General features: G+C 63.8%; 19 protein-coding genes and 3 pseudogenes. 11 read left to right on the top strand and 11 right to left on the bottom strand.

The annotated features are described in order from the left end of the window. Positions 1–8 precede the first annotated feature (8 nt). On the top strand, positions 9–431 hold the full coding sequence (locus tag ACVDG8_RS10510) for a GNAT family N-acetyltransferase (protein WP_447254646.1): 423 nt from the start codon (positions 9–11) through the stop codon (positions 429–431). Here ACVDG8_RS10510 and ACVDG8_RS10505 read toward each other — a convergent pair. Then, complete coding sequence (locus ACVDG8_RS10505) at positions 428–1,543, bottom strand: anhydro-N-acetylmuramic acid kinase (protein WP_447254645.1); 1,116 nt, start codon at positions 1,541–1,543, stop codon at positions 428–430. The two genes, ACVDG8_RS10510 and ACVDG8_RS10505, sit on opposite strands and share 4 nt — an antisense overlap. 200 nt (positions 1,544–1,743) lie before the next feature. Here ACVDG8_RS10505 and ACVDG8_RS10500 point away from each other — a divergent pair, with 200 nt between their 5' ends. The 5 genes from ACVDG8_RS10500 to ACVDG8_RS10480 all read left to right on the top strand — a co-directional run bounded on the left by ACVDG8_RS10500 (position 1,744) and on the right by ACVDG8_RS10480 (position 6,549). Continuing rightward, a complete protein-coding gene (locus ACVDG8_RS10500; RefSeq protein ID WP_447254644.1) occupies positions 1,744–2,427 on the top strand; it encodes an SDR family NAD(P)-dependent oxidoreductase in 684 nt (227 codons plus the stop codon). Positions 2,428–2,614: 187 nt separating this feature from the next. Beyond that, on the top strand, positions 2,615–3,457 hold the full coding sequence (locus ACVDG8_RS10495; RefSeq protein WP_447254643.1) for a MetQ/NlpA family lipoprotein: 843 nt from the start codon (positions 2,615–2,617) through the stop codon (positions 3,455–3,457). 83 nt (positions 3,458–3,540) lie between these two features. Next, positions 3,541–4,632 (top strand): methionine ABC transporter ATP-binding protein, encoded by a 1,092-nt coding sequence (locus tag ACVDG8_RS10490; RefSeq protein WP_447257298.1) that lies wholly within the window; start codon positions 3,541–3,543, stop codon positions 4,630–4,632. Beyond that, complete coding sequence (locus ACVDG8_RS10485; protein WP_447254642.1) at positions 4,613–5,269, top strand: methionine ABC transporter permease; 657 nt, start codon at positions 4,613–4,615, stop codon at positions 5,267–5,269. The genes ACVDG8_RS10490 and ACVDG8_RS10485 overlap by 20 nt, the downstream gene beginning before the upstream one ends. 260 nt (positions 5,270–5,529) lie before the next feature. Further along, a complete protein-coding gene (locus tag ACVDG8_RS10480; RefSeq protein WP_447254641.1) occupies positions 5,530–6,549 on the top strand; it encodes an isopenicillin N synthase family dioxygenase in 1,020 nt (339 codons plus the stop codon). Between the two features lie 225 nt (positions 6,550–6,774). Here the strand turns inward: ACVDG8_RS10480 and hpaH are convergent, their stop codons facing one another. The 4 genes and pseudogenes from hpaH to ACVDG8_RS10460 form a co-directional block, all read right to left on the bottom strand. After that, a complete protein-coding gene (gene hpaH, locus ACVDG8_RS10475) occupies positions 6,775–7,578 on the bottom strand; it encodes a 2-oxo-hept-4-ene-1,7-dioate hydratase (protein ID WP_447254640.1) in 804 nt (267 codons plus the stop codon). Then, a pseudogene (locus ACVDG8_RS10470) lies at positions 7,575–8,451 on the bottom strand (fumarylacetoacetate hydrolase family protein). The gene hpaH and the pseudogene ACVDG8_RS10470 overlap by 4 nt, the downstream one beginning before the upstream one ends. A 19-nt stretch (positions 8,452–8,470) precedes the next feature. After that, positions 8,471–8,605, bottom strand: a pseudogene (locus tag ACVDG8_RS10465) (3,4-dihydroxyphenylacetate 2,3-dioxygenase); the annotation flags it as partial. 52 nt (positions 8,606–8,657) lie between these two features. Continuing rightward, positions 8,658–9,044 (bottom strand): 5-carboxymethyl-2-hydroxymuconate isomerase, encoded by a 387-nt coding sequence (locus tag ACVDG8_RS10460; protein ID WP_447254639.1) that lies wholly within the window; start codon positions 9,042–9,044, stop codon positions 8,658–8,660. A gap of 185 nt (positions 9,045–9,229) precedes the next feature. On the opposite strand from ACVDG8_RS10460, the gene hpaR reads away from it, so the two are divergent. Then, a complete protein-coding gene (gene hpaR, locus ACVDG8_RS10455; RefSeq protein ID WP_447257297.1) occupies positions 9,230–9,634 on the top strand; it encodes a homoprotocatechuate degradation operon regulator HpaR in 405 nt (134 codons plus the stop codon). A 138-nt stretch (positions 9,635–9,772) separates the two neighbouring features. Then, positions 9,773–10,936, top strand: coding sequence for an IS4 family transposase (locus tag ACVDG8_RS10450; protein WP_447253600.1), 1,164 nt, complete (start codon positions 9,773–9,775; stop codon positions 10,934–10,936). 186 nt (positions 10,937–11,122) lie between these two features. Here the strand turns inward: ACVDG8_RS10450 and ACVDG8_RS10445 are convergent, their stop codons facing one another. The 3 genes and pseudogenes from ACVDG8_RS10445 to ACVDG8_RS10435 all read right to left on the bottom strand — a co-directional run bounded on the left by ACVDG8_RS10445 (position 11,123) and on the right by ACVDG8_RS10435 (position 12,642). Further along, positions 11,123–11,308, bottom strand: a complete 186-nt coding sequence (locus tag ACVDG8_RS10445) for a flavin reductase family protein (RefSeq protein ID WP_447257296.1) — start codon at positions 11,306–11,308, stop codon at positions 11,123–11,125. Positions 11,309–11,327: 19 nt separating this feature from the next. Next, a pseudogene (locus ACVDG8_RS10440) lies at positions 11,328–11,646 on the bottom strand (4-hydroxyphenylacetate 3-hydroxylase C-terminal domain-containing protein); the annotation flags it as partial. A 105-nt stretch (positions 11,647–11,751) separates the two neighbouring features. Further along, entirely contained in the window at positions 11,752–12,642 is an 891-nt protein-coding gene (locus tag ACVDG8_RS10435) for a LysR family transcriptional regulator (RefSeq protein ID WP_447254638.1), read from the bottom strand. Between the two features lie 116 nt (positions 12,643–12,758). On the opposite strand from ACVDG8_RS10435, the gene ACVDG8_RS10430 reads away from it, so the two are divergent. Further along, a complete protein-coding gene (locus ACVDG8_RS10430; RefSeq protein WP_447257295.1) occupies positions 12,759–13,505 on the top strand; it encodes an SDR family NAD(P)-dependent oxidoreductase in 747 nt (248 codons plus the stop codon). Positions 13,506–13,514: 9 nt separating this feature from the next. Here ACVDG8_RS10430 and ACVDG8_RS10425 read toward each other — a convergent pair whose 3' ends face one another. Then, positions 13,515–13,652 carry a hypothetical protein gene (locus ACVDG8_RS10425; protein ID WP_447254637.1) on the bottom strand — a complete coding sequence of 46 codons (138 nt, stop codon included), beginning with the start codon at positions 13,650–13,652 and terminating at the stop codon, positions 13,515–13,517. Here ACVDG8_RS10425 and ACVDG8_RS10420 point away from each other — a divergent pair. Beyond that, the gene (locus ACVDG8_RS10420; RefSeq protein WP_447254636.1) at positions 13,645–13,836 is read left to right on the top strand and encodes an ABC transporter permease subunit; all 192 of its coding nucleotides are present in this window, start codon (positions 13,645–13,647) and stop codon (positions 13,834–13,836) included. The genes ACVDG8_RS10425 and ACVDG8_RS10420 overlap by 8 nt on opposite strands. A 6-nt stretch (positions 13,837–13,842) precedes the next feature. Here the strand turns inward: ACVDG8_RS10420 and ACVDG8_RS10415 are convergent, their stop codons facing one another. Continuing rightward, positions 13,843–14,745 (bottom strand): LysR family transcriptional regulator, encoded by a 903-nt coding sequence (locus tag ACVDG8_RS10415; RefSeq protein WP_447254635.1) that lies wholly within the window; start codon positions 14,743–14,745, stop codon positions 13,843–13,845. A gap of 102 nt (positions 14,746–14,847) precedes the next feature. On the opposite strand from ACVDG8_RS10415, the gene ACVDG8_RS10410 reads away from it, so the two are divergent. Next, complete coding sequence (locus ACVDG8_RS10410; RefSeq protein ID WP_447254634.1) at positions 14,848–15,834, top strand: zinc-dependent alcohol dehydrogenase family protein; 987 nt, start codon at positions 14,848–14,850, stop codon at positions 15,832–15,834. A 77-nt stretch (positions 15,835–15,911) separates the two neighbouring features. On the opposite strand, the gene ACVDG8_RS10405 is transcribed toward ACVDG8_RS10410, so the two are convergent. Next, entirely contained in the window at positions 15,912–16,946 is a 1,035-nt protein-coding gene (locus ACVDG8_RS10405; RefSeq protein WP_447254633.1) for a class I SAM-dependent methyltransferase, read from the bottom strand. Between the last annotated feature and the right edge of the window lie 218 nt (positions 16,947–17,164).

The following is a 17,164-nucleotide window of genomic DNA, read 5'->3' as shown; positions in this document are numbered from 1 at the left end:
GGAGCGCGATGAAGACGACCCTTGAAGTTACGGCCGAACCTTTGGCGCAGGATCTCGCTTCCCTGAGTGGAAGCCTCATCGCCTTCAATGATGCCGATGCCGGAGCTTCAGGCAGGAAGCTGCTGGCCGTCTTCATGCGCGACGAAGGTGGTGCGATCGTCGCTGGCATTTCCGGTTACACAGCCTGGGGCTGGCTCTATGTGCAGTGGCTATGGGTCGACGAGACGCTGCGCGGCCAGCGCGTTGCCGGCGGCATGCTCGACGCCGCCGAACGGGAGGCCCTGGCGCGCGGCTGCCACGGCGCCTGGATCGATACGTTCAACCCCATCGCCGCCAGGGTCTATGAGCGCCAGGGCTACCGGCCGTTCGGATCGCTGCCCGATTTCCCGGTCGGCCGCAGCCGCATCTTCCTGCAGAAGAAGCTGCCTTAACCCGCGAGCTTGCCGCCGCGCATTGGCTCTGGCGCGCCGGTGGTGCTCGGAAAGCTGATCGGCAGGCCGCGCAGCACGCGCACGGCGAGGAAAGCAAAACATTCCGCCTCCACCGCGTCGCCTTTCCAGCCGAGTGCTTCAGCCTGGATGATTTCGACGCCGGCGCGTTGGCCGAGCATTGCCATCATCGTCGGGTTGTGGCGGCCGCCGCCGCTGACCGCCAGCCGCTTCGGCCGGCGCGGCAAGAGGTCGAGAGCCTTGCCGACGGCCGACACGGTGAAAGCCGTCAGCGTCGCCGCGCCATCCTCCACGTTCAGCCCTTCGGCCATCGCAGCGGTGAAGTCGAAGCGGTCGAGCGACTTCGGATAGGGTTTTGTCAGGTAGGGATGTTCCAGCAGCTTCACGAGCCGTGCCTCGTCGACTTTTCCGGCGGCGGCCAGCTTGCCGTCGCGGTCCATCTCGCCAAGACCTTGCTCCTTGATGAAATCGTTGACCGGCGCGTTGGCCGGCCCGGTGTCGAAAGCGACGATTGCGTCCTTGCCGTCCCACCAGGTGATGTTGCCGACACCGCCGAGATTAAGCACGGCGGTGTCGCCGCTGACGTCGACTTGCCTGAGCAGCGCCGCGTGGTAAGCAGCGGCCAAGGGGGCGCCCTGGCCGCCCGCCGCCACATCGGCCGAGCGGAAATCATAGGCGACCTTGGTGTTGAGGAGCGCGGCCATCAATTCGCCGTCGCCGAGCTGGCGGGTCCTGCCGATCTTTCCCGGTTGAGGCGCGCGGTGCAGCACCGTCTGGCCGTGGAAGCCGACGACGCCGATATCGGCCATGCCCATGCCCTGGCTCTCGACCAGGTTCCTGACCGCCGCCGACTGGGCGCGCGTCAGCGCTTCCTCGGCTTCGCGAAAGATCGCCGGCTCCGGTCCGTCGAAATTCCAGGCGCGCGCCTGGCGCAGCGTCTCTTCTAGGAGCGCGCGGATCGATTGCGGGTAGGGGGCCAAAGTGTAGGTGCCGGTGTCGGCGATGCGCTCGCCGTCGGTCTTGATCAGCGCCACGTCGATGTTGCCGTCAAGCACGGTGCCGGTCATCAGGCCGACGGCCCAGATTGGTTCCATGATCGTTCCTCGAATCGCCCTTGATCACGTTTCGGACGGATCGGCCCGGCAGGCAAGTCCTCAGCCACGCAGGTGGCCTTTTGCGCCAAAGGACGAAAATCGAGCAACCACGTCCTTGCCTCTTGCCGCCGAAGGCGCTTGTCTGCGCCACCATCGCGTTAGCTGAACTCGAAGACACCAAATCACAAGGAGCAAACATCATGGCAGCCAATGTCGCAGTGATCGCGGGCGCCGGAGCCGGGCTGAGCGGCTCGCTGGCGCGCCTTCTGAACAAGGAAGGCTACCGTGTCGTGCTCGCCGCCCGCAATGTCGACAAGCTTGGCGATCTCATCAAGGAAGCCGGCGCGCAGGCGGTGGAAACCGACGTGTCGGATGCCACCTCCGTCGAACGATTGTTCGAAGCCGCCGACAAAGCCGGCCCGCTCGAGCTTGCCGTCTTCAACGCCAGCGGCCGCACCCGCGGCCCGATCGTCGAACTCGATCCCGAGGCGGTCAAGCAATCCCTGCTGGTCGGCGCCTATGGCGGTTTCCTGGTCGGCCAGCAGGCGGCGCGCCGGCTTCTGGCGCGCGGCTCGGGCTCGATCCTGTTCACCGGAGCCTCGGCAAGCATCAAGGGCTTCCCCGGCTCGGCGGGCTTTGCCATGCCGAAATTCGGCCTGCGCGGACTGGCGCAGTCGATGGCGCGCGAACTCGGGCCAAAGAACATCCATGTCGCGCATTTCATCATCGACGGCCAGATCGCATCGCCCGCGAGGACAGCCGATCGGCCGGATAGTCATTTGTCTCCCGATGCAATCGCCGAGACCTATCTTGCGATCCATCGCCAGCATCGCAGCGCCTGGAGCTTCGAGGTCGAACTCAGGCCATGGGTCGAGACATTCTGATGGCCGCACCGGTAACAGGGCAGTGGTCGGCGTGCTCCCAGTGGTAAAATCTTTGAGAGAATATTTCCTGCGCGTCGTTTGAGAAGAAAAGCGCTTCTTTGCCTAATGAGGCAGCATTGACGATCCTGAGATCAAGGCTTCGCATCCCGCCGGGCCGAAATGATTTCAGGATTTCAAGGAACGCATTATGTTCGACGCTTCAAATTCTCTCCTTACGTCAATCATCAGGCGCGCCGGACTTGCAGCGCTGCTCGCCACGACATTTGCCGTTGTTGGGCTCACCGCGCCGTCGCCCTCCTTCGCCGAGGACAAGAAGGCGATCAAGGTCGGCATCATCAGCGGCGAGGACGAGGATGTCTGGCGCGTCGTCACCGCCGAGGCGTCCAAGAAGGGCCTGACGATCGAGACCGTCGTCTTCAACGACTACACCCAGCCCAATGAGGCGCTGGAGCGCGGCGAGATCGACGCCAACGCCTTCCAGCACAAGCCTTACCTCGACAACCAGATCAAGACCCAAGGCTACCACATCGTGCCGGTCGGCTACACCGGCGTCTGGCCGATCGGCCTCTATTCGAAGAAATTCACCAAGGTCGCCGACCTGCCGGAAGGCGGCGTCATCGGCCTGCCGAACGACCCCTCCAATGAGGGCCGCGCGCTGCACGTCCTGGAGCATGAAGGCCTGATCAAGCTCAAGGACGGCACCGGTATCCTGGCGACGACGGCCGACATTGCCGACAACCCGAAGAAGCTCGAGATCAAGGAACTCGACGCCGGCATCGTCGGTCGCTCGGTCGAGGATCTCGACGCTGCCGTGGTCAACACCGACTGGGCGCTGAAGAGCGGCCTCGGTCCGGAAAACCGCATCGCGCAGGAACCGGTGGCCGACAATCCCTACCGCAACTTCATCGCCGTCAAGGCCGGCAACGAAAATGAGGCCTGGGTGAAGACGCTGGTCGCCTCTTACCAGAACGAGACGGTGAAGGCTGAATTCGACAAGGTCTACAAGGGCACCGGGATCAGCGCCTATTGATCGGGGCATGGCTGGCAGGAGCAGGCGGTCCGCTTTTGAGCGGGCCGCCGACGCATTTGTGGGCCATCGAAATGGATGAAGATATGAACCTGCATGTGACAGCTGAACTGGACGATCCTATCCGCATCGATCCCGTGGTCCGGGAAGACGTCGTCCGCCTTGTCGATCTTAAGCGCCGCTTCGGTGCGACACCGGCGCTCGACGGCGTTTCGCTCACCGTGCAGAAGGGCGAGATCCTTGGCATCATCGGCCGCAGCGGCGCCGGCAAGTCGACGCTGATCCGCTGCCTGAACGGCCTGGAGCGGCCGGATTCCGGCGAGGTCTTCATCGAGGCCCGCGAGATCAGCCGTCTCAGCGAGCGCGACCTGCAGCCGCTGCGTCGCCGCATCGGCATGGTCTTCCAGCACTTCAACCTTCTGTCGGCCAAGACGGTGGAGGAGAACGTCGCGCTGCCGCTCAAGATCGAAGGCCGGCCCCGCGCCGAGCGCCTGGCGCGCGCGGCCGAGCTGCTGCAATTGGTCGGCCTGTCGGAGAAAGCGAAAGCCTATCCCTTCTCGCTGTCAGGCGGGCAGAAGCAACGCGTCGGCATCGCCAGGGCGCTCGCCGCGCGGCCGGCGCTGCTCTTGTCCGACGAGGCGACCTCGGCGCTCGATCCGGAGACGACGCGCTCGATCCTGGCGCTCTTGAAGGACATCAATGCCAGGCTCGGCCTCACCATCCTGCTGATCACGCATGAGATGGAGGTGATCCGCTCGATCGCCGACCGCGTCGCGGTGATCGATGCTGGCCGCATCGTCGAGGAGGGCGCTGTCTGGCAGGTCTTCGCCAATCCGAAATCGGAGATCACGCGCAGCCTGCTCGGCGCCATCCGGCCGCAACTGCCGCCGGAGATCGCCGGTCGGCTCGCGGCCGGCGAAGGCGCCGAAACGATCCTGAGGATCGACGTCGCCGGCCAGGCCGCGCACGGTCCGCTTCTGTCCGATCTGAGTGCCGCCGTGCCTGGCCCGTTTCGCCTGGTGCATGGCGGCATCGACCATGTGCAGCGCCAGCCTGTCGGCACGCTGTTCCTGTCCGTTCCTGGAGCCGACGCCGTGCATCTGGCGCGGGTTATCGCATTCCTGAAAGACCGCGATGCGCGGGTGGAGGTGCTTGGCCATGTCGCCAGTCCTGTTTGAACTTCTGTTGCGCTCGATCTGGGAAACCGTGCTGATGACCGGCGCGTCCGGTTTGATCTCGCTGATCTTCGGCCTGCCGCTCGGCCTGGCGCTAGTCGCCACCGATCGTGGCGGCATCGCCGAAAACCTCTGGGTAAACCGCATCCTCGCCGCCCTCATCAACGGCTTCCGCTCGGTGCCCTTCATCATCCTTCTGGTGGCGCTGATCCCGGTGACGCGGTTGATCGTCGGCACTTCGATCGGCACCTGGGCGGCGATCGTGCCGTTGTCGATCGCGGCGACACCCTATTATGCCCGCATCGCCGAAGTCTCGCTGCGCGAGGTCGATCCCGGCCTGATCGAGGCGGCGCGCGCCATGGGCGGCAATCGCTGGACGATCATCCGCGAGGTGCTGGTGCCGGAAGCGCTGCCGGGCATCGTCGCCGGCTTCACGGTGACATTGGTGACGCTGGTCGGTGCTTCCGCCATGGCCGGCGCCATCGGCGCGGGCGGGCTCGGCGATCTCGCCATCCGTTACGGCTACCAGCGCTTCGAGACCAACGTCATGATCGCGGTGGTCGTCGTCCTTATCATCCTGGTCTGCGGCATCCAGTGGATTGGCGATCGGCTGGTCGCGCGGCTCGATCGTCGCGGATGAAGAACGTTCCAACCGAGAGGCGAGCGAACGCAATTTGCCGCAAAAGCCGGGAATTGAGCGCTGGCTTGCTGCGTTTGCAATGAGATTGGCCGGTGCGTTTCTTCACCCGCAATGACGCGCATGTCATCGTGCAGCGGGGTCGTAAGTCTCGCCGAGAGCGTTTCACCAATGGCGAACCGCTCTATCTCTTTGATTTAACGCAATTCAGGACAGCAAACCGTTTCGCACTTTTCCTGGAATTGCTCTTGAGGAGCCTGTCCATGCCCAGAATAATTCCGGTGCTTGATCTCGAACGCCTGGAGCAGGGCGCGTCGGAGCTGCGGACGTTTCTTTTCGATCTACGCACCGCCGCCCGCGATGTCGGCTTCTTCTATCTCACGGGACACGGCATAACGCAGTCGGAGATAGACGCCGTGCTCGGTGCCACGCGGCGCTTCTTCGCGTTGCCGGAGGCGGACAAGCTTGGCATCGAGATGGCGAAGTCGCCGCAGTTCCGCGGCTATACGCGCGCCGGCGGCGAATTGACCAAAGGCAAGGCCGACTGGCGCGAACAGCTCGACATCGGTGTCGAGCGCGCGACCATTTCGCAGGGACCAGGCGTGCCGGCCTGGACGCGGCTGCAAGGCCCGAACCAGTGGCCGGCAGCACTTCCCGATCTCAAGCCGGCATTGCTCGCCTGGCAGACCAAGGCGACCGATGTGGCGATCCGGCTGCTCAAGGCCTTTGCGCTCTCGCTCGACCAGCCGGAGGACGCCTTCGATCCGATCTACAGAAGCGAGCCCAACCATCGCATGAAGATCGTGCGCTATCCCGGCCGCGACGCCACTGGCGACGACCAGGGTGTCGGCGCGCACAAGGATGGCGGCTTTCTCACGCTTCTGCTGCAGGACGAGAACAAGGGCCTTCAGGTCGAATATGACGGCAGCTGGGTCGACGTCGATCCGATCCCGCAGACATTGGTGGTCAATATCGGCGAGCTGCTCGAGCTGGCCTCGAGCGGCTATCTCAGGGCAACCGTCCACCGCGTGGTCACGCCGCCGGCAGGCGTCGAGCGGATCTCGGTGCCGTTCTTCTTCAGCGCCCGGCTCGACGCGACGATCCCGCTGCTCGATCTGCCGGAGGAACTGGCGGCGGAGGCGCGCGGTCCGGCCAGCGATCCCGACAATCCGCTGTTCCGCAACGTCGGAACCAATGTGCTGAAAAGCCGGCTGCGTTCGCATCCGGATGTCGCGCGCCGGCACTATGCCGATCTTCTGGAAAAAGTATCGGCCACGGACTGATTGTTGGCCGCTTTTAGGCGAGAATTTTTCGCGTTTCCGGTCTTTTTTGGAATTATGTTCGTGGCAAATACACCGCTTAGGCCCCACATATCGTGCATCGTTCGGTGTTTTCCTCCCATTGCACCGGACGGTGTTCCCCTCTGAAGGTTATGACCTTCATACTTGGCCGGGCCGCTTTCGCGCCCGGCCTTTTTCTTTTAAGGACCGCGGAGGAAATCGCTTCGATCAGGCGAAGCCGATGCGGATCGTTCCGTATGGACCGAAATCCGAGACAATGGCGTCGCCATGCCGGCATTCGACCGGACGGATGAAGGAACCCGAGAGCACGAGCTGTCCGGCTTCGATGCGCATGCCATATTGATGCAGCCGGTTGGCGAGCCAGACGATGCCCTTTGCCGGGTGGTCGAGCACGCCGGCGCCAAGTCCCGTCTCCTCGACTTCGCCATTGCGCGACACGATGGCGCCAATCCAGCGCAGGTCGGCTTCGCGTGGCGCGGCCTTGCGGCCGCCGACGACGATGCCGGCATTGGCCGCATTGTCTGAGATCGTGTCGAAGAAGGTGCGGATATTGCCGCTCTCCTTGTTCGCCCGCTCGATGCGGGTGTCGAGGATCTCCAGCGCCGGCGTGACGTAATCGGTGGCGTCGAGGACGTCGTCGACCGAAATGTCGGGACCTGCCAGCGGCGTCTTCATGACGAAGGCGATCTCGGCCTCGATGCGCGGCTGGATAAAACGGTCGGCAGGCACCGTGCCGCCATCTTCGAAAAACATGTCGTCGAACAGGATGCCGGAATCCGGGATGTCGATGCTCAGCGCCGACTGCATCGCCTTCGAGGTCAGGCCGATCTTCCAGCCCTTGATTGCACGTCCCGATGCGGCCTTCCGCTTCACCAGCGCGGCCTGCACGCGATAGGCGTCGTGCATCGTCGCCTGCGGAAAATCGAGGCTGAGCAGCCTGATCTGGCGGCGCTCGCGTTCGGCCTCGAACAGCCTGCTTGCGGCGTCCTCGACTTGGCTTTCGGTCATCATCGTTGGGCTCCTTCGTCGACGACACCATTGCTGAGCAGCCCGATGCCTTCGGCCTCGACCTCGATCACATCGCCGGGCTTCAGCCAGACCGGCGGGTCGAAGCGGGCGCCGGCGCCGGTCGGCGTTCCGGTGACGATCACATCGCCCGGGGCCAGCGTGGTGAAGGTCGAGATGTAGTTGATGATCTTGCGGAACGAAAAGATCATGCGGCCGGTGCGGTCCTGCTGGCGGACCTCGCCGTTGACCCGCGTGGTCAGCGCAATGTCGGCGATCTGCGCCTCATCGGTGTACGGCACAAGCCACGGGCCGATCGAACCGGTGCGGTCGAAATTCTTGCCTTGCGTGACGTTGAACTTGGCGTGGCGCACCCAGTCGCGGATCGTGCCTTCATTGCACAGCGAAAGCGCCGCGATATGGCCAAGCGCATCGGCCTCGGCGATGCGGCGGCCGCCCTTGCCGATGACGATGACGATCTCCCCCTCATAGTCGAGCTGCGGTGATTCCGGTGGCCGCACCAGCGGCGCGCCATGGCCGACGAAGGAGCGCGGAAAGCGGATGAACAGCGACGGGTTGGAGGGCGCTGCCCTGTCCGTCCTTGTACTCCTCGTTGCGGTCCGGATAATTGACGCCGACGCGGATGATTTTTTCCGGAGAGGGGATCGGGATTTCGTAGGCGATATCCTCGACCGGGAAGTCGGCGGCGAAAGCCACCGCATCTTCCGCCAGCCGTTGCAACGCACCAGCCTCGATCACTTCGCGCAGCGTTGGCCACTGAGCGTGGCGCGCCGAAAGGTCGACGACGCCCTTGTCGGTGACCGCACCGTAGCGCGTCTTGCCGGCGACGGTGAAGGTGGCGAGGCGCGCCGTGCTCATGCTGGAAACTCCGTGTGAATCATGGCGCCACGATCGGCGATGCCGCCAGGTCGGACGGACGCGGCTTCACGCCTGCAAACACACTGCCTTCCTCGAACCAGCTTTTCGGCGCCGGCGCGCCCCACAGCGTCTGGCGCTGCGGGTCCCTCAGGTCCTATTTGATCGGCTCCGCGCTCACTTGCCGCCCCGATTACCCACTGCCCCGGTTACTTGCTGCGAAGGCGCGGATGGATGGCGTTCTTCTTCCAACTGAGCTCGGCGTCGATTTCGCGGATCTCCAGCGACAGCGCGAAATACGGCGTCGCAAACAGCGATGAGAGATGATCTGTCACCGCTGCAAAGATCGCTTCACCGGCGCTTTTCTTTTCCGCTTCGCTGCGGCCCTTGCCGATGCGGAAATTCATGTCGATGAAGCCGTTCTCGGGCAGGCGGTCGGCGATCGCATAGGCCTCGGCGCGGAAGGCGCGTACCCTGATCGCGCCCGGCTCGAACAGGCCGCTGGCGAGGATGATGCGTGACACCAGCGCGCAGAGCTCGCCAATGTCGACCTTGGCGTCGAGATTCGCGGAATATTCGATCGCCATGTGCGGCACGGCGTTCCTCCACTTGATGGCGGAATGTCAAGCGTCGTTCTCTGCCTGCGGTACAACATGGATGCCGGGATTGCCGCCCCGGCAAAATCGCGGATATAGCTTCGATTTGAATAGCGTTGCGAGTCGCACTCGCAATTCCCTGGAGACCGACCTTGCTGCCGACCAGCACCCGCCGATCCTTGCCGATGGCGCTTCTGCGTGCCCGCGAAGTGATCATGGCGCATTTCCGGCCGATGCTTGCCCGCCACGACATCACCGAGCAGCAGTGGCGCGTGCTGCGGGTGCTGGCCGAAACAGGGCCGCTGGAGGCGACCGAGCTTGCCAACCGCGCCTCGATCCTGCCGCCCAGCCTCACCCGCATCATCAAGGCGATGGAAGAGCGCGAGTTCATCAGCCGCAACAAGGTCAAGGACGACGGCCGCCGCGCTTTGCTTGCCATAAGTCCGGCCGGCGTGGCGTTGATTGAGGAGCTTTCGCCCGAGCGCGTCGCCATCTACGAGGCGATCGAGCAGCGCTACGGCGCCGAGGAGCACGAGCGCCTGCTCGACATGCTGGAGAGCCTGATCCAGTCGGAATCGACGGAAGGCTGAGCGCTTCTTCCTTCTCCCCTTGTGCAGGGCTGTCCGGGGAAAGTTTTGAGTGAATCGAAATGCCGCATGTGCATGCCCCGTAAAACGGGGTTTGTCCGTCTTTTCTCTGGTTGTCGAGACTCAGAAAAGGAACGGGGCATGCGCTTTGCACCTAGCATCTTCGGGCAGCTTCTTGAAGCCGTCGATCGCCGTCAATTCCAGGCAATTGTGGATCGCCACGACGGGGATGCCTACGACAAATCGTTCAGGAGCTGGGATCATCTGGTGGTGCTGATCTATGCCCAGTTCTGCGGCAGCAGCGGTCTGCGCGGCCTGGAGGCCGGCTGGAACGCCAACCGCCAGCACCATTACCACCTGGGCAGCGGTCCGCTGATGCGTTCGACCTTGTCGGACGCCAACAGACGGCGTCCGGTCGCCATCTTTGCCGAGGCCTTCAGCCTTGTGGCGGGCCTGCTCGACCGACAGACGCGGCAAGAGGGCCAAGACATGCTGCGGCTGATCGACTCGACCCCCATTCCACTCGGCAAGCTGTGCGACTGGGCCAAGTCGAACGGCCGCATCCGCGGCATGAAGGTGCATGTCGTCTATGACCCGAAGGCCGACCATCCGCGCGTCCTCGACATCACCGACGCCAACGTCAACGACGCCCAGATCGGCCGCCGGATCACCATCGAACCCGCGGCGACCTATGTGTTCGACAAGGGCTATTGCCACTATGGCTGGTGGACGGCGATCGCCGAGGCCGGGTCGGTCTTCGTGACGCGGCCCAAGACCAACATGGGGCTGGCGCAGGTGTGCAATCGCCCCATAGCCGAGCCGCAGGGCGACGGCTTCCTGGTCCTGGAAGACAGTGAGGTGAGCCTGGTCAGCAAGGGCGTTTGCAAGCTGCCGATGCGCCTGCGGCGCCTGCGCATTCAGCGCGAGCAGGGCGACACCATCATGCTTTTGACCAACGACCTGGAGCGCTCCGCAGTCGAGATCGGGCAGCTCTACAAAGGCCGCTGGCAAATCGAGCTTCTGTTCCGCTGGATCAAGCAGCACCTCAATATCCGCAAGTTCCTGGGCAATAACGCCAATGCAATCCGCCTGCAGCTCTTCGCGGCAATGATGGCCTATGCACTGCTGCGCATCGTCGCGCGCACCCGCTGCGTCGCCATTCCAATCCTGAGGTTCACAGAGATGGTCGCCCAATACTTGTTCGGGCGGCGAAAAATACACGCCATCGACAAGCCGCCGCCGGTCAATCCGAGCCGACCAAGAGACCGATCCTCCCCCAATCAGATGGCCTTCATATATGAATAACTTTCCCCGGACAGCCCTGCCCCTTGTGGGAGAAGGTGGCCTCGCGAAGCGAGGTCGGATGAGGGGTGCTCCAGCTTGGCAATGCGTTCGAAATCGCCGCCTCACTCCGCTGGAACACCCCTCATCCGTCTCGGCGCTGCGCGCCGATCCACCTTCTCCCACAAGGGAGAAGGCAAAGGGCGTCCATCACCCTCCAAAGCTCCCCAGCGCGCTCGGCTGCATGTAGTTGCGGCCGACATGGAGCAGCGCCGCTTCGTCGCTGCCGTGGCGGATGTCGACGACGCGGCCGAACATCACATTGTGCGTGCCGACCTTGTTGACCGCGCCGATCTCGCAATCGAAGGAGACGATGGCGTCGAGCAGCGCCGGCATGCCGGACGGCATGGTCTGCCAGCGCGCGGCCATTCGCCCAGGGGATGGGGTTATGCGCCATGGCGTTGGAAAAGCTCCAGAACATGTGGCGCAGCGCGATCACCTCACCGAGCGCCGCCTGGTTGCCGCGAAAGGCATCGCCGCCGGTGGCGCGCAGCGCCTTGGCGAGCAGTCCCTGCGAGGAAGTCGAGCTTGACGGCAAAGCGCGTGCAGCCCTGGAAGCAATAGCCATGCATGAAGCCAGACGCCGGATGGAAGGACAGGATTTTTTGCGCGTCGCGCAGCACCAGCACGTCCTCCCAGGGGATGAAGACGTTGTCGAGCACCAGGATCGCGTCAGCAATCCGGCTTCGGCCGCGACAAGTCGCTGCATGCCATCGAGAAATGCACCGACCTCAAGACGGCTTGGATCAATCTCGGCTGACCGAAGCCCACGCAGACGATCAGGCGTCGCTCATCAGCGCCTTCTGCAGGTAATCGCTGAAGGCGCGAGCCTTTTGCGACAGCCGGCGCCCGGCCGGAAAGACCGCATAAGCCGTCATCGGTTCGAGCTGATAGTCGGCAAGAACCTCCGCCAGGCTGCCTGAAGCCAATTCATCGGCGCACATCCATGTCGAGGCGATTGTGATGCCGAGGCCGGCGCTGGCGCTGGTGACCGCGGCCATGGCCGAACGAGTGAGGACGCGCGGTGCGACCGGCTGCACTTCCTTGGCGCCGTTGCGGCGCCCGGTCCAGTGCTGCTGGCCGTCATCGCCCGGACTGCTGATGACGTGATGCTCGCGTAAATCGGCAAGCTTCTCGGGTGTGCCGTGGCGGGCAATATAGGCAGGCGACGCCACGAACAGGCGGCGCGTCTCGGCAAGCTTGCGCGTTACGAAGCTCGAGTCCGGCTGGTTGCCGAGGCGAAGCGCCATGTCGGCGCCTTCGGCGATCAGGTTCTCGTAGCGGTCGGACATCATCAGGTCGATCCTGACATCCGGATGCCTTTCAAGAAATGCCGGCAGCAGCGGAACGATCTGCCTGACGCCGAATGTCGGCGGCATGGTCACGCGCAACATGCCGGACAGCCGGTCCGCTCCGCGCGCGGCATTCTCCGCCTCCTCAATCCCGGCAAGCGCCTCGCGTGCGCGCGAAAGCAGCGCTTCGCCGGCATCGGTCAGCGACAGTTGGCGTGTGGTCCTGGTCAGCAGCTTGACGCCAAGCCGCTCTTCCAGCGCCGCGACCGTGCGCGACACGGAAGGCTGCGACAGCCCGAACTCGCGCCCCACCTTGGAGAAGCTGCCGGTCTCCACCGCGCGGACGAAAATTGCAAGTTGCTGGAGCCGATCATTCATACGGATTGCGTATATATCATATGCGTCTGACTTCGCTACTGGCTTTCCTGCGCATGGTCTACTTGTCGATCAACACGCCGATCCGCGGCGTTCGCACGGCAAAAAGGAGAAAGATGATGGGTGAACTGGAGAGCAAGGTGGCGATCGTGACGGGCGCCTCGAAGGGTATAGGTGCTGCGATCGCGCGGCAGTTCGCCAAAGCCGGCGCCGCGGTCGTGGTCAATTACGCGTCCAGCAAGGACGATGCCGACAAGGTGGTCGGCGACATTCTACGCGACGGCGGCAAGGCCATCGCCATCCAGGCCGACGTCAGCAAAGGCGCGGATGTAAAACGGCTTTTCGCGGAGACGAAAGCCACATTCGGCATACCGGCCATCCTGGTCAACAATGCCGGCGTCTACCGGTTCGCGCCGCTAGAGGACGTGACCGAAGCCGAGTTCCATCGTCAGTTCGATACCAACGTACTCGGCATTCTTCTGACCACGCAGGAAGCGGCAAAGGCCTTCGATGGGAACGGCGGCAGCGTGATCAACCTGAGCACCATTTCGAGCGCCAATCCGGTGCCCAATTCGGTCGTGTATTCGGCGTCGAAAAGCGCGGTCGACACCATCACCAAGGCCCTCGCCAATGAGCTCGCCGGGCGCAGGATCAGGGTCAATGCGATCGCTCCCGGCATGACCGAAACCGAAGGCCTCGCCATGGCCGGCATCCCGGGCGAGGCTGCCAGGACAATCGGCGCCACACTGCCGATGGGCCGGGTGGGGCAACCCGACGACATTGCCCGTGTTGCCGTGTTCCTGGCTTCCGACCAGTCCGCCTGGCTCACCGGCGAGCGCATCACCGCCTCGGGCGGACAGCGTTAGACAAGCGCTTTAAGCCCGCAGGCGGGAGCCTTCCGGATCGAAGAACGGCATCGGCGCGACGACGGCTCGCACCGGTGTCCCATCGACGCCGATGCTGAGTTCGGTGCCGATCGCCGTGAAGGGCAGCTTGAGATGCGCCGTGGCCACCGCTTTGGCCATCCGCGCGCTGATGGGTTCGCGTTACGGGCTGGCGTTGATCGCTGTGCGCGACGATGAGATGGCGGCCTCGGCCAACGGCATCGATGTGCTCAAGGTCAAGGTCCTGGCGATGCTGTTCCTGCCAAAGGGGCTGATGCGGCTTGGTGTGATGCGAAGGCTGAAGTCGGCCTGACGGCTCTCAGCTCATCAGCTTCGGCAATCCCGCCGCCAGCGCGTCGACGGCCAGCCGCACCTTCAGCGGCAGATGCGGCGTCTGCAGCCACAGCGTATGGCAGTCGTAGAGATAGTCCGGCCGGTCCTGCAGCAGGCGGATGAGCGCGCCCGCTTCGATCCGCTGGCGCACCAGCCAGTAGGGCAGCCAGGCCAGCCCCATGCCCTCGGTCGCGGCATCGGCGATGGCGTCGAGGTCGTCGAGCCGCAGCCTGCCGACGGGCGCGATCTCGCTGACGGAGCGGTCGTCGCGCGGAAACAGCCATGGCTGCAGCATCTGGCCGAGCCGGCGGTAGAGGATCGCCTGATGGTTGGCGATATCCTCCAGGTGGAGGGGCTGTCCGAATCTTTCGACATAGGCGGGCGCGGCGCAGACGATCATGCGCTGGCGCGCCACGCGCCGCGCGATGATGCCGGCCCTGTCGTCCAGCGCGCCGGTGCGGATCGCCAGGTCGAAGCCGTCCTCGACGAGGTCGGCGAAACGGTCGCTGAGCGACAGGTCCAACTCCAGCGTCGGATGGCGCCGGGCCAGTTCCAGCAGGATCGGCGTCACGCAATGCCGGCCGAAATGCGCCGGCATCGTCACGCGCAGCTTGCCGCGCGGCTCGGACAACTGGTCGGCGGCCAGCGCGTCCGCGGCGTCCGCCTCCGCCAGCACGATCCGGCAGCGCTCGTAATAGGCACGTCCGAAATCGGTCAGGCTCTGCCGGCGCGTCGTGCGGTTGAGCAATCGCATGCCGAGGCGCTCTTCCAGAAAGCGCACATGCTTGCCGACCATCGGGCCCGATAGGTCGAGCGCCGCTGCAGCGGCCGCGAAGGAGCCGAGATCGACGGCCCGGACGAACACTTCCATGCTTTCGAGGCGATCCATATTGAAAACCAATGGTTTCTACTGTTCTGCCCGCCGCGTGATTTATCCTCCTTATGGTCGCCTGCATAGTCAATTCCACCGTTTGGATTTGGAGTTGAAGAAATGACAAGGGTTGTTCGTTTTCACCGCCATGGTGGGCCGGAAGTGTTGCGCATCGAGGATGTCGAGGTCCCTCCGCCTGGAACTGGCGAAGTGCAAATCGGCGTCAAGGCGCTTGGCCTGAACCGCGCCGAGGCCTTGATGCGCAGGGGCACCTATATCGAGACACCGGCGCTGCCGTCGGGCCTCGGCCTCGAAGCGGCGGGCATTGTCGAGGCGCTCGGCGTGGGTGTTGATGGGCTCGCGCCGGGCGATGCGGTCAGCATCATTCCGCCGCGTTCGATGGCGCGCTGGCCGGCCTATGGCGAACGCGTCATCTTTCCGGCCGAGCTCGTCGTCAAGCATCCGGCGGCACTCGGCTTCGAGGCGGCGGCGGCGACATGGATGCAGTACCTCACCGCCTATGGTGCGCTGGTTGATATCGCCGGTCTCGGCCCTGGTGAACCTGTGGTCATCACTGCCGCCTCGAGCAGCGTCGGGCTGGCCGCCGTCCAGATCGCAAACTTGATCGGCGCCGTGCCGATCGCCGTCACCCGGACATCGGCCAAGAAGGACGCGTTGCTGAACTCCGGCGCAGCCCATGTCGTTGCAGCGCAGGAGGAGGATATCGAGGCGCGGCTGAAGGCGGTCGCGCCACAAGGCGTGCGTGTCGTCCTCGATGCCGTCGGCGGCCCGATCTTCACGCCGCTGACCGCGGCGATGGCGCGCGGCGGCATGCTCATCGAATATGGCGGCCTCAGCCCCGAGCCGACGCCATTCCCGCTGTTCGAAGTGCTGGCCAAGACGCTGACCCTGCGCGGCTATCTCGTCCACGAAATCACCGGCGATCCGGCCCGGCTGGAAGCCGCCAAGACTTTCATCCTCGAAGGGCTTGTATCCGGCGCGCTGACGCCGCTGATCGCCAGGACCTTTCCGTTCGACGAGATCGTCGAGGCGCATCGTTTCCTGGAATCGGGCGAGCAATTCGGCAAGATCGTAGTGACGATGTGAGGCGCCCGAAAAAGTTCAGGCGCGCCCGTTATGAGGCGCGCGCCTGATCGATCATGCCGGCTGAATTCGGAGCGGTCTTATGCGCGCTTTTCGATCACTGCGTAGAGCACGTTGCGGTTTTCGCCGAAGAACACCTGTGCTTCGACGGTGTTGCGGTCGACGCTGGCATTGACGATGTTCCACATGTCGGCTTCCGAGCGCAGCAGCAGCACCCAGTCCATGAAGGTTTCGCGGTAGCCGGCGTCAGGGGTGCCGTCGGCGTAGTTGGCGAACAGGAACCTGCCGCCGGGCTTCAGCATCTGCAGGCAGGTCTTCGTCAGCTTCACCGCGACGTTATGCGCCAGGTAGTCGTAGAGGCCGGAGGCGTAGATGAGGTCGAACTTGCCCATCTTGTGGCCTCTGGTCAGCACGGTGCGCACCGATCCGTCGACTGCCTCGACCGCCGTGCCCTGGAAGTCGCGCGCGATCAATCCAACGCTCTGCGGATCCTGGTCGAGCGCAACCCACCGCTTGAGACGGCCCTCGGCGAGTGCTTCAGAACGATTGGCCTCGCGCAGATGTCCGGCCGCGATGGCCAGCACCTCGGCTTCTGGTCCGTGCCTTGTCGCGGTCTCATCGACATATCGGGTCAACAGGTCGCGCCGTTCGCGCGCCGCGACGCAAGACGGCACATTCTGTGTATGACTATAGAGGGCTTTGCCAATCTCCGAGGCGTTTGCCACGTCGTCGGCCACGTGCGGGTCGCAGTAGATGAAGTCGAGCAGCTGCGCGTCGCCGGAATAACCCCGGGGCTTGGTGAAAGACCAGTGCGTGAGCGGATCCTGGAGAAAATACTGCAGGATCGCATGGCTCTGCGCCACCGGGATCAAGGCTTGCCAGACATCGGGATGCACCCTGGAGCGCAGCGCGTTGAGGATCGACAGCAGGCGACGGACGGTCTCGGCCGGATCCTTCTGCTGTTCGATCTGCTGCTGTGTGGTCTGCAGAATAAGCGCCAGCTCCGCGCGAGCGATTTGGAAGGCCTCGCCGTGATGCTCGGGCTTTCCTCGATGGAGAGTGCCGGCAATCATCTTGGCAGTAATGAGACTTTTGCCATCAAAGACAGTTTGCACCGGATGCTCCATGGTTAAGTTCTCTTAATTTATTGCGTAGAATGCCACGTTTGCCAACGGTGTCTCATCGGGATTTTACCGTTATGATTAATTTCGCGTAAACCATGTCGGCTTATTAGAGATCTCGCATGTCGGATTTCTCGTTCGAGTTAACGCAAACTTGTCTTGCGCCATTGCATTTTATTGCGTGGCAAATCGTTGTCCCGAGGAGCAGGCCC

This window comes from Mesorhizobium sp. ORM8.1 (genome assembly GCF_053005525.2).
The sequence above is the reverse complement of the archived record's forward strand: the minus strand, read 5'-3'. Positions and strand labels throughout refer to the sequence as shown.